Genomic DNA, 11346 nt, shown 5'->3' with positions numbered 1-11346 from the left:
CCGGGCGGGGCCCCGGCAGGGTGGACGGGTTCGAGCAGCGGCTGCCGCTGTGACCCCGGGGCCGCCGGCGGGGCCCGGGGGCAAAGGATCCCGCCGGGCCCGGCTCGTGGGGCCGGTCAGACCCCGGCCGGTTCCTTCGCCGCCCCGGACACCCGCTCCCGGTCCAGACGGGCGATCAGCTGCTCGCCCTCCATGTCCACCCGCGGCACGACCTTCTCCAGCCGCTTCGGGAACCACCACGCGGCCTCGCCGAACAGCGCCATCGCGGCCGGCACCAGCGCCATCCGCACGACGAAGGCGTCCACCAGCACGCCCACCGCGAGGGCGAAGCCGATCGGCTGGACGATCGGGTCGTGGCCGAAGACGAACGAGCCGAACACCGCCACCATGATCAGCGCGGCCGCCGTCACCACCCGGGCGCCGCCCCGCACCCCGGCCACCACGGCCTCGCGCGGCGCCGCGCCGTGGACGTGCTGCTCCTTCATCCCGGAGACCAGGAACAGCTCGTAGTCCATCGCCAGCCCGAACAGCACCCCGATCAGCAGGATCGGCACGAAGCTCACCACCGGGCCGACCTTCGGCACGTCGATCAGGCCGTCCAGCCAGCCCCACTGGTAGACCGCGACCACCGCACCGAGCGAGGCGGTGATGCTGAGCAGGAACCCGGCCACCGCCTTGAGCGGGACGAGCACCGAGCGGAACGCCAGCGCCAGCAGCACCATCGCGATGCCGACGATGACCGCGAGGAAGGGCGGCAGCGCCTGGCCGAGCTTGGTGGAGACGTCGATGTTGGCGGCCGTGGTGCCGGTGACGGCGATGCCGGCGCCGGTCGAGGCCTTCAACTCCGCGCGCTGGTCGCGGATCTCGTTGACGAGCGACTTGGTGGCCTCGTCGTCGGGCCCGGTCCGCGGGATGACGGTCAGCAGGGCCGTCCCACTGGCCGGGTCGACGGCCGGCGGCAGCAGCGTCTGCACGCCCTTCAGCGTCTGCAGCTGCGCCGCCACGCCTTGCACGGCCCGCTCGGGCTGCGGCGTGCCCTTCGCGTCCACCACGACGACGAGCGGCGCGTTGAACCCGGGCCCGAAGCCCTCGCTCACCAGGTCGTACGCCTTGCGCGCGTCCGTCCCCGCGGCCTGCGAACCGCCGCCCGGCAGGCCGAGGCCGAGGCTCGCGGCGGGCACCGCGAGGGCGCCGAGCCCGGCCAGGCCGACGAGCAGGACGGGCAGCGGGCGGCGCACGACGAAACCGGCCCAGCGCTCGCCCATCGTGGTCGTGCCGCCGGTGCGCATGGCCCGCCGCCAGACCGGCAGCCGGTCGATCCGGCGGCCGACGAAGCCGAGCAGCGCGGGCAGCAGCGTGATCGCCACCAGGACGGCCACGACGACGGCGCCGGAGGCGGCGAGACCCATCACGGTGAGGAACGGGACGCCCGCGACGGCGAGACCGGCGAGCGCCACGACGACGGTCAGGCCCGCGAACACGACGGCGCTGCCCGCGGTCGCGGTGGCGCGGGCCGCGGCCTCCTCGGGCGTCAGGCCCTCGCCCAGGTGGCGGCGGTGGCGGGAGAGGATGAACAGCGCGTAGTCGATCCCGACCGCGAGCCCGACCATGAGCGCCAGCACCGGCGCGGTGGTGATGATCTCGAACGAGCCGGTGAGCGCGAGCAGTCCGGCCATCGCGGCACCGACGCCGACCAGCGCGGTGAGCAGCGGCAGTCCGGCGGCGACCAGCGAGCCGAGGGTGATCACCAGCACCACGCCGGCCACCGCGAGGCCGATCGCCTCGCCGCCGTCGACCTGGGCCATCCGGTTGTACGCGTCGCCGCCGAAGGCGACGTCCAGCCCGGCCGCGCGGGCCGGTTCGGCGGCCGCCCTGACCGCGTCGCGCTGCTGGTCGGTGATGTCGCCGAGCTTGCGGTCGAAGGAGACCAGCGCGATCGCGACCTTGCCGTCCGGCGAGACCGCGCCGGTGGCGTACGGGTCGGGCGCGGCGGCCACGCCCGGGACGGCGGCGATCCGGTGGACGGCCTCGCTCACCGCGCGGCCCGCGTCCGGCGCCTTGACGCCGTCGGCCGCCGGGGCGGCGAAGACGATCTGCGCGGAGCCGTGGCCCTGCTGCGGGAAGGCGTCCTTGATCCGGTCGAGGGTCGCCTGCGCCTCGGTGCCGGGGACCTTGAACTCGTTGCTCGTCTTGCCCGCGAACGCTCCGGCGGCCCCGCCGACGGCGATCAGCACGGCGATCCAGACGGCCAGGACGGCCCGCCTGCGCCGGAAGCAGGAGCGGCCCAATCGGTACAGGTACGTGGCCATGGCTGACCCTTCGGTCCGGTCGTCGGGCAGGCGGGTGCCTGACCAGGTCTCGGATCCACCGTACGCTCGACTTTGTCGGATGACAAAGTCGATCGACACGAGCAATCAACGGAATCGTTCGACACAGTTGTCCGACCATGGCGATACCCTGGCTGGATGGCACACGTCCCCGCCGCAGAACGGCGGCCCCAGCTGGTGCAGGCCGCCCTCGACCTGATGAGCCGCGAGGGCATCGCGGCCGGCAGCACCCGGGCGATCGCGGCCGAGCTCGGCGTGGCCCAGGCGACGGTGCACTACACCTTCGGTACCAAGAAGGACCTCTACCGGGCCGTCGTCGAGCAGCTGACCGCCGACTTCATCGGCCAGGTCCGGGCGGCCTCCCCCGGTGACGGCCCGTTCGGCGAGCAGGTCCGCACGCTCGTGCACGCGCTCTGGGACGCCGCCACCGGCGAGGAGGGGCGCTGCGTGCTGCTCAGCGAGTTCGGCGCGCTGGCGATGCGCGACGCCGACCTGCAGGAGATCATGCTCGCGCTCCAGCGCGAGGTCGAGGGCACGGCGACCGAGATGCTCACCGCCCTCGCGGCGGCGCACGGGCTGACCCTGCCGATGCCGGCGCGCGAGATCGCCGTCCACTTCCTCAGCGGCTTCGACGGCCTGACGGCGCGCTACCTCGCGCTGGGCGCCGACCCCGCCGCCGGGCCGGACGCGGACACCGTGCGGGCGCTCGACCTGCTGGTGGCGACGACGGTCGGGCTGTGCCTGGCGGCGCCGGCGGAGGTCCCGTAGGCACGCCCTACTCGACGATCCGGACCGGGAGTTCGGCGAGGACCTCGCGCAGCGAGGCGGCGAAGCGGTCGTACTCGGCGCTGCGGGCCGAGCCCGGGCGGGTGGCCAGGCCGATGCGCCGGCCGGGCGCGGGGGCGGCGAAGCGGACGGCGGCGAGCCGGTCGGCGCGGCCGGCCTCGACGTCCAGGGCGGTCGCGGGCAACAGCGTCACCCCGAGGCCCCCTGCGACGAGTTGGACCAGGGTGGACAGGCCGGCCGCCCGGGTGGTCGACCCGGCCGGGTCGGCGCCGACCTCGCGGCAGATGTCGAGGGCCTGGTCGCGCAGGCAGTGGCCCTCCTCCAGCAGGAGCACGTCCAGGTCGAGCAGCACGTCGCGCGGGACGTCGATCCGCCCGGCGAGCGGGTGCCCGGGCGGGGTCAGCAGCACGAAGTCCTCGTCGAACAGCGGGATGTCCCGGGTCGGCGAGGCGCCGCCGGCCGGGAGCGCGAGCAGCAGGACGTCCAGCCGCCCGGCGGCCAGCCCCTCCCGCAGCGAGGGCGTGCGCTCCTCGTGGACGTGCAGTTCCAGCTCCGGGTAGCGGCGGCGGACCAGCCGCAGGACGGCGGGCAGCAGGTAGGGCGCGACGGTCGGGATGACGCCGAGGTGCAGCGGCCCGGTGAACGGGCGGCGCGCGGCCTCGACCTCCCCGGTGAGCGCCTGGAGCGACGCGAGCACCCGGCGGGCGTGCGCGTGCACCCGCTCCCCCAGTGGTGTCACGATCACCTTGCGCGTCGTACGCTCGACGAGCTGGGCACCCAGCGACTCCTCCAGTGCCGCGACCGCTCCGGAGAGCGCGGGCTGGCTGGTGCCGGTGGCGGCGGCCGCCTCACGGAAGTGCCGGTGCTCGGCGACCGCGACGAACGCCCTGAGCTGGGCGAGCGTGGGCGTGCGGGGGCTGCGGGCGGGGCCGGAGGCGCCGACGGACTGGGTATTGATAACTTTCTCCGATCAGACACATCGAGTATAGCTATTTCCCTGATCAGTCCACGATGTGGAATCGTGGAGGCCTGTCCGCAATCCGGACAACTCCCCGCAGTCTCACTTCAGGAGAAGCGAACGTGCTCACGATCGGTGACAAGTTCCCCGAGTTCGACCTCAAGGCCTGTGTCGACCTCGACGCCGCGAACGCCTTCGCCGACATCAACCACAAGTCCTACGAGGGCAAGTGGAAGATCGTCTTCTTCTGGCCGATGGACTTCACCTTCGTCTGCCCGACCGAGATCGCCGCGTTCGGCAAGCTGAACGACGAGTTCGCCGACCGCGACGCCCAGATCCTGGGCGTCTCGGGCGACTCCGAGTTCGTGCACCACGCCTGGCGCAAGGACCACAAGGACCTGCGCGACCTGCCCTTCCCGATGCTGGCCGACGTCAAGCACGAGCTGATGCAGGCCTGCGGCGTCGAGGCCGCCGACGGCACCGCCCAGCGCGCGGTGTTCATCGTCGACCCGAACAACGAGATCCAGTTCGTCATGGTGACCGCCGGCTCCGTCGGCCGTAACCCGAAGGAGGTCCTGCGCGTGCTGGACGCCCTGCAGACCGACGAGCTGTGCCCCTGCAACTGGACCAAGGGCGAGGACACCCTCGACGCCCAGGCCCTGCTGGCGGGCTGACCCGTGGCCCTCGACGACCTGAAGTCCGCCCTCCCGGAGTACGCCAAGGACCTCAAGCTCAACCTGGGCTCGGTCATCGGCAACTCCGACCTCCCCGCGCAGCAGCTGTGGGGCACCGTCCTCTCCTGCGCGATGGCCACCCGCAGCCCCGCCGTGCTGCGCGAGCTGGAGCCCGAGGCCAAGGCCAACCTCTCCCCGGAGGCGTACAACGCCGCCAAGGGCGCCGCGGCCGTCATGGGGATGAACAACGTCTACTACCGGACGCTGCACCTGCTCTCCGACAAGGAGTACAGCAGCATGCGGGCCGGTCTGCGGATGAACATCATCGGCACTCCGGGCGTCGAGAAGGTCGACTTCGAGCTCTGGTGCTTCGCCGTCTCGGCCATCAACGGCTGCGGCCAGTGCCTCGACTCGCACGAGGCCGTGCTGCGCAAGGCCGGCGTCGAGCGCGAGGTCGTCCAGGCCTCAATGAAGATCGCCGCCGTGCTCCAGGCCGTGGCCGGCGTCCTCGACTCCGAGGCCGCCCTCGCCGCCGTCGACGCCTGACGGACACGCGCGTACCCGAAGGGCCCCGCCGGACAGCCGTCCGGCGGGGCCCTTCCGTCGTCTCGGTCGACGCGTTCGCCTCGGTCGACGCGTTCGCCTCGGTCGACTCAGTCGGCGACCGGCGCCGGGGTGGGAGCGGCGGCCGGGGTCGCGGCGCTGCGCCCGGCGGCCTCGCGGGCGTTCTCCAGCGCGGTGAACACGGCCTGCCCGGCCTCGTTGCGCTTGCGCAGGTGGGTCACGACGGTGTTGGTGACGGCGATCAGCGGGACGGCCACGACCGCACCGCCGATGCCGCCGATGATGCCGCCCGCCGCGACGCCGAGCACGACGCCCAGCGGGTGGACCCGCACCGCGCGCCCGAGGATGAGCGGCTGGAGCACGTGGCTCTCGATCTGCATCACCGCGACGAGCACGACCAGCACCATCAGCGCCGTCCACGGGCCCTGCGTGACCAGCGCGATCAGGACCGCGGCGGTGCCGGTGACGAGCGCGCCGACCAGCGGCACGAAGGCGCCCAGGAAGATGATCACGGCCAGCGGCATCGCCATCGGCACGCCCAGCAGGTCGATCCCGATGCCGATGCAGACCGCGTCGATGAACGCCACGCACACGGTGCCGCGCACGTACGCGGTCAGCGTCGTCCACGCCTTCGGCCCGGCCCCGGCCATCGCGAAGCGGGAGTGCCGGGGCAGCCCGCGCAGCGCCCAGTTCCAGATCTTCTGGCCGTCGTAGATGAAGAAGAACGTGGTGAAGAAGGTCATCAGCACCGCGGTCAGCACCTCGACGGCGATCTGCGCGGTGGTGAGCGAGGCCGAGGTGATCTGGTCCGTGTTGGTGGTGATCGCCTTGGTGATCTGGTTGGCGAAGTCGGTGATCTGCTGCTGGGTCAGGTGCAGCGGGCCGTCGATCAGCCAGTCCCGCAGCTGGATGACGCCCTTCTGGACCTGGCTGGTGACGTCCGACAGGTTCGTGCTGACCTGCCAGACCACGAACCAGCCGACCAGCCCTATCCCGGCCAGGCCGCTCAGGAACACCCCGACGGCCGCGAGCGAGCGCGGCACGCCGTGGCGGCGCAGCCAGGAGACCGAGGGCTCCAGCAGCGCCGAGATCAGCAGCGAGGCCAGCACCGAGAAGGCGACCAGCCGCAGCATGTCGACGACGTAGAAGACGACGTAGAGCGCGGCGCCGAGCAGCAGCAGCCGCCAGGTGGACTCGGCGGCGACCCGCAGGCCCCACGGCACGGCCTCGACGGGCGTCGCGGGCCGGCCCGGGTGGTACTCCCGGGGGTGCGCGCCCTGGGCGCCTGGCGCGGCCGGCGCGGGCGCGGCCGGTTCCACCGGAGCGGGCGGCGCCTCCACGACGGGGGCGGAGTCGGTGCGCGGGACGGGCAGCGGCCCCGCCGTGTCGGCCGGGGCCGGTGCGGTCACGGCGGCGGGCGGGTCGGCCCGCTCGGTGTCCGGGAGGGCGCCCGGCAGCGCGACGGCGTCGTGCGGATCGGCCGTCATCGCGGCACGCCGGCGCCGTTCGATCACAGCGGCCGCGCTCGCCACCACGGCCATGCCCTTGGCCACGGCCTTGAAGGCCTTCCCGCCCCGCGCCATCCTCGCTACCACCGCTCCCGTGCCGGTCCGCCGTCACCCGGCGGTACGCCGTGCGTCGCGCCACGGCCGTCAGGGATGACGCTACCCGCCCGGGGCGGAACGAGTCCGGCCGCCCGGCGGGTTCGGCCCGGCCGGCTCCGGTTCGAACGCACCGGCCCGGCGCGCGAACGCCCGCAAAAGGGGACGGAACGTGAGGTTTCGGATGCACGACGCTGGGGAGGAGTCGGAGCGAGACCCCGAAGCCGGAGCGGCCCCCAGCCATCCGCCGGCGGACCGGCCGGTGCGGGAAGCAAAACCAGGACCCCTTCCCGCGCCCCGCGTCCGCACCCAGGACCGCACCGCCCGTGAGCGCGTTGGTCAGCGCGGCCGGGCGGCGCGGCCCGCCCGCCCCGGCGGGGTCGCCGACGACACGGCCCCCGGGCGCTCAGCGGGTGAGCGGCCGGGGGCCGTGGCCTTGCGTGGAGTCCGCCGGGGCGGGGTGGCTCCTAGTACCAGCTGTGGGCCTGCCAGAACGACCAGGCGCCGCAGGGGCTGCCGTAGCGGCTGTTCATGTAGCTGAGGCCCCACTGGATCTGGGTCGCCGGGTTGGTGCGCCAGTCGGCACCGGCCGAGGCCATCTTGGAGCCGGGCAGCGCCTGGACCAGGCCGTAGGCGCCGGAGCTCTTGTTGGTCGCGGTGTAGTCCCAGCCGCTCTCGCGCTTCACGATCTGGCTGAAGCACTGGAACTGGGTGTCGTTGCCGACGATCTGCCGCGCGGTGTCCTGCACCGAGCCCGGGCTGACCGAGACCGGCGGGGCGCTGTTGTCCGTGGCGGCCAGGGCCGAGCGGGCCTTGGAGCGGTTGGCGGCCTCGTCGGCCTGGCGCTTCGCCTGGGCGTCCGCGGCCGCCTTGGCGGCGGCGTCGGCCTTGGCCTGCGCGTCGGCCTTCGCCTGGGCGTCGGCGGCGGCCTTCTGGCGCGCGGCCTCCTCGGCGGCCTTCTGCTCCGCGGCGGCCTTGGCGGCAGCCTCGGCAGAGGCCTGCTGAGAGGACGCCTGCTGGCCGATGTTGTCACTGATGATCTGCGCCTGGGCGCCAGAGGGGACTTCGGCGAGCAAGGTCGCGCCGGCGACGTCGACCGTCTGCGTGGTCTTGCCCTCGCTGCCCGAGGCCACACCCACGACGGCACCGACGGCGGTGACGGCGGTGGCGGAGGCCACAGCAACTCCCCGGACCGAGATCCGAGTCACATGGTTTCCTTCCAGCATCGCCCACGCGTGACCGTGCGGACGCAACATGCCCCTTGGCACGGACCTCCGCAGGTGCTCTGGTCACGGGAGGTGCTGGCCCGGCGTCCGGCCGAGGTGAGGCGACCGGGCGTTGAGATCGGGCGGCGTACGGCTCGTCGGTTTTCAATTGTGCGTCCACCGAACGGAGTTGGCGGACCTTCCGGGCCGGACTCCGGTTGCCCGGAAGCCCTGCCGCGCCGTACGCGGGGCCTGACAGAACCCTCACCATGCCGCACCGGGCACGTTCGACGCAATTCCCGCCCGCGTGGCGCATGTCACATTCACCGCACGGGAGTTCTCCGGACAGACAGGTACTCGACGTGATGAAACGGACGGGGCCCGCTCCGTCAGGAGCGGGCCCCACGTGCGAAGTTGACCGGATTGTCCGACTATGTCCCGTTCAGTCGTGGATCACGGGTGGATGTCCTCCAACATTTCCGTGACCAGAGCCGCGATCGGCGAACGCTCCGAGCGGGTGAGGGTGATGTGCGCGAACAGCGGATGCCCCTTCAGCTTCTCCACCACCGCCACCACGCCGTCGTACCGGCCCACCCGGAGGTTGTCCCGCTGGGCCACGTCGTGGGTGAGCACCACCCGCGAGCCCTGGCCGATCCGGGACAGCACCGTCAGCAGCACGTTCCGCTCCAGCGACTGCGCCTCGTCCACGATCACGAAGGCGTCGTGCAGCGAGCGCCCGCGGATGTGGGTGAGCGGCAGGACCTCCAGCATCCCCCGTGCGATGACCTCCTCGATCACGTCCGGAGTGGTGACGGCGGAGAGGGTGTCGAAGACCGCCTGCGCCCAGGGGCTCATCTTCTCCGTCTCGGACCCCGGCAGGTAGCCGAGTTCCTGCCCGCCGACCGCGTACAGCGGCCGGAAGACCATCACCTTGCGATGCTGCCTCCGCTCCAGCACCGCCTCCAGCCCCGCGCACAGCGCCAGCGCGGACTTGCCCGTACCGGCCCGGCCGCCCATCGAGACGATGCCGACGTCCGGGTCGAGCAGCAGGTCCAGCGCGACCCGCTGTTCGGCGCTGCGCCCGCGCAGGCCGAACGCCTCCCGCTCGCCGCGCACCAGCCGGACCCGGCCGTCGCCGGTCACCCGGCCGAGCGCGCGGCCGCGCTCCGAGGTGAGCACCAGTCCGGTGTGGACGGGCAGCTCGGCGGCCCCCTCGATGTCCACCGAGACGTCGTGGCCGGCCGCGAACAGCGCGTCCACGTCGTCGGCCGCGACGTGCAGCTCGGACATGCCCGTCCAGCCGGAGGTGATCGCGAGCTCGGCCCGGTACTCCTCGGCGAGCAGGCCCACCGAGCTGGCCTTGATCCGCAGCGGCAGGTCCTTGGACACGACGGTGACGTCGTAGCCCTCGGCCTGCAGGTTGCGGGCGACCGCGAGGATCCGGGTGTCCGCCTCGCCGCCCCCGGAGCGGTAGCCGGCCGGCAGTATCGACAGGTCGGAGTGGTTGAGCTCGACCCGGATCGTCCCGCCGAGCTCGCCGACCGGGATCGGCTCGTCGAGCCGGCCGTGGCGGATGCGGTAGTCGTCGAGAAGCCGCAGCGCCTGGCGGGCGAAGTAGCCCAGCTCGGGGTGGTGCCGCTTGGCTTCCAGCTCGGTGACGACGACCACCGGGAGGACGACCTCGTGCTCCTCGAAGCGGGTCATGGCGAGAGGGTCCGCCAGGAGCACGCTGGTGTCGAGAACGTACGTGCGCCGGTCTGGTGTCCGGCGGCTCTTGGAACTGACCACTAGGCCTCCAGAGCGGATGACCCTGCGTCATCCGCGGCAAGCCGGCCCCGCTGCCCCGGTGGCCCCGGGACCGGACTGATTGGAGTATTCCCAGGCGAGGGGCGGTGCATTCGCGTCCCCGGCGAACTGACGGATCATTGCCGGTGAACGTTTGGCCTCGCGCGGCGGCCGGGTAGGCCACCCCTACGGGGGGGTCAGTCCGGAGCGGCGGGCGCTACAGGCCCAGGCGCCGGTTGCGCTGCTCGAACGCGCGCAGCGCCCGCAGGAAGTCGACCTTGCGGAAGGCCGGCCAGTACGCCTCGCAGAAGTAGAACTCGCTGTGCGCGCTCTGCCAGAGCAGGAATCCGGACAGCCGCTGCTCGCCCGAGGTGCGGATGATCAGGTCCGGGTCGGGCTGGTTGCGGGTGTAGAGGTGCTCGGCGATGTGCTCCGGGTCCAGGATCCCGGCCAGTTCCTCGATCGAGGTGCCGCGCTCGGCGTGCTCCTGGAGCAACGAGCGGACGGCGTCGGCGATCTCGTGCCGGCCGCCGTAGCCGACGGCGACGTTGACGGTGATGCCCTCGATCCCGGCGGTCTCCTCGGCGGCGCGCTTGAGCACGTCGGCGGTGTGCTGCGGGAGCAGGTCCAGCGCGCCGACCGGGTGCACCTTCCACCGGCGGGCGGCGGCGAGGCCCGTGACGGCGTCCTCGATGATCCCGAGCAGCGGGACGAGTTCGTCGGCGGGCCGGTCGAGGTTGTCGGTGGAGAGCATCCACAGGGTGACGACCTTGACGTGGGTCTCGTCGCACCAGCCGAGGAACTCGCTGATCTTGTCGGCGCCGCGCTGGTGGCCGTACGCGGTGGAGCCGCCGGCGGCCTTGGCCCAGCGGCGGTTGCCGTCGAGGATCACGCCGATGTGGTTGGGAGTGCGGGCGAGGTGGACCTCGACCCGGCGGCCGTAGAGCCCGTACGCACCGTGCAGCAGCGTGCGCAGCCCCGGCGTGCGTTCCACGACATCGCGCAGACCCATGTTTTCGGCCCCTCCGTACTCATTTCGGCGGGTGCGTCACCACCCCGGCGCAGCCTACTCCGGCGCGCAGGCGACCGGGAAAGCCGCAGGTAGCGGTCTGGTCACGGTCCTGTACGAAGTCTGTCGCGACGTGCATGTCGCGGGCCGCGGGCGGGGCCGGCGGCGACGGCTACGGAACGGTCTCCGGTTCCTTAAGGAATCCGTAAGCCGACGTTCCGGTGCTTGACGCCCGGCAATGGTCTAGTCCAGCTTTTGATCCGGGACGGAACGAGATCGACGCGACGGTCCCGGCCCCTCCCCCCACCAGCATGACCGCGGACCTCCCCTCCCCCACACGCGGCCGCCGCGACCCCCACCGCGGCGGCCGCGCCGCCCACCCGTCGCGTGTAAACCAAACCCCACCCCCCAAACACACAAATATAGCGGATAGCGAC

The 11346-nt window shown here is 72.8% G+C and carries 9 protein-coding genes; 3 read left to right on the top strand and 6 right to left on the bottom strand.

All coding sequences use genetic code 11. The features are described 5' to 3' along the window. Positions 1-116 precede the first annotated feature (116 nt). Positions 117-2309 carry an MMPL family transporter gene (locus tag ACFV4F_RS28760; protein WP_380506718.1) on the bottom strand — a complete coding sequence of 731 codons (2193 nt, stop codon included), beginning with the start codon at positions 2307-2309 and terminating at the stop codon, positions 117-119. A gap of 156 nt (positions 2310-2465) precedes the next feature. On the opposite strand from ACFV4F_RS28760, the gene ACFV4F_RS28755 reads away from it, so the two are divergent. Further along, positions 2466-3095, top strand: a complete 630-nt coding sequence (locus ACFV4F_RS28755; RefSeq protein WP_380441601.1) for a TetR/AcrR family transcriptional regulator — start codon at positions 2466-2468, stop codon at positions 3093-3095. A gap of 7 nt (positions 3096-3102) precedes the next feature. Here the strand turns inward: ACFV4F_RS28755 and ACFV4F_RS28750 are convergent, their stop codons facing one another. Next, a complete protein-coding gene (locus ACFV4F_RS28750) occupies positions 3103-4071 on the bottom strand; it encodes a LysR substrate-binding domain-containing protein (protein ID WP_380506755.1) in 969 nt (322 codons plus the stop codon). A gap of 122 nt (positions 4072-4193) precedes the next feature. Here ACFV4F_RS28750 and ACFV4F_RS28745 point away from each other — a divergent pair, with 122 nt between their 5' ends. Together ACFV4F_RS28745 and ACFV4F_RS28740 are read left to right on the top strand one after the other, a co-directional pair. Next, positions 4194-4745 (top strand): peroxiredoxin, encoded by a 552-nt coding sequence (locus tag ACFV4F_RS28745; protein WP_380441599.1) that lies wholly within the window; start codon positions 4194-4196, stop codon positions 4743-4745. Between the two features lie 3 nt (positions 4746-4748). Beyond that, positions 4749-5291, top strand: coding sequence for an alkyl hydroperoxide reductase (locus ACFV4F_RS28740; protein WP_380441597.1), 543 nt, complete (start codon positions 4749-4751; stop codon positions 5289-5291). Between the two features lie 107 nt (positions 5292-5398). Here ACFV4F_RS28740 and ACFV4F_RS28735 read toward each other — a convergent pair whose 3' ends face one another. From ACFV4F_RS28735 to ACFV4F_RS28720, 4 genes are all read right to left on the bottom strand, one after another. Further along, positions 5399-6892, bottom strand: a complete 1494-nt coding sequence (locus ACFV4F_RS28735; RefSeq protein WP_380441595.1) for an AI-2E family transporter — start codon at positions 6890-6892, stop codon at positions 5399-5401. Positions 6893-7377: 485 nt separating this feature from the next. Further along, the gene (locus tag ACFV4F_RS28730; RefSeq protein ID WP_380441593.1) at positions 7378-8118 is read right to left on the bottom strand and encodes a transglycosylase SLT domain-containing protein; all 741 of its coding nucleotides are present in this window, start codon (positions 8116-8118) and stop codon (positions 7378-7380) included. Between the two features lie 450 nt (positions 8119-8568). Then, a complete protein-coding gene (locus tag ACFV4F_RS28725; RefSeq protein WP_380441591.1) occupies positions 8569-9903 on the bottom strand; it encodes a PhoH family protein in 1335 nt (444 codons plus the stop codon). 214 nt (positions 9904-10117) lie between these two features. Further along, on the bottom strand, positions 10118-10912 hold the full coding sequence (locus ACFV4F_RS28720; RefSeq protein ID WP_363656985.1) for an isoprenyl transferase: 795 nt from the start codon (positions 10910-10912) through the stop codon (positions 10118-10120). Positions 10913-11346: the final 434 nt, after the last annotated feature.

Origin of the sequence: Kitasatospora sp. NPDC059722 (assembly GCF_042733235.1) — a bacterium.
Classification (GTDB): domain Bacteria; phylum Actinomycetota; class Actinomycetes; order Streptomycetales; family Streptomycetaceae; genus Kitasatospora.
The sequence above is the reverse complement of the archived record's forward strand: the minus strand, read 5'-3'. Positions and strand labels throughout refer to the sequence as shown.

Bases quoted from the DNA above. Each gene is read 5' to 3' on its own strand.
- ACFV4F_RS28755 (WP_380441601.1), top strand. From the start codon at position 2,466: ATGGCACACGTCCCCGCCGCAGAACGGCGGCCCCAGCTGGTGCAGGCC.
- ACFV4F_RS28760 (WP_380506718.1), bottom strand. From the start codon at position 2,309: ATGGCCACGTACCTGTACCGATTGGGCCGCTCCTGCTTCCGGCGCAGG.
- ACFV4F_RS28735 (WP_380441595.1), bottom strand. From the start codon at position 6,892: ATGGCGCGGGGCGGGAAGGCCTTCAAGGCCGTGGCCAAGGGCATGGCC.
- ACFV4F_RS28720 (WP_363656985.1), bottom strand. From the start codon at position 10,912: ATGGGTCTGCGCGATGTCGTGGAACGCACGCCGGGGCTGCGCACGCTG.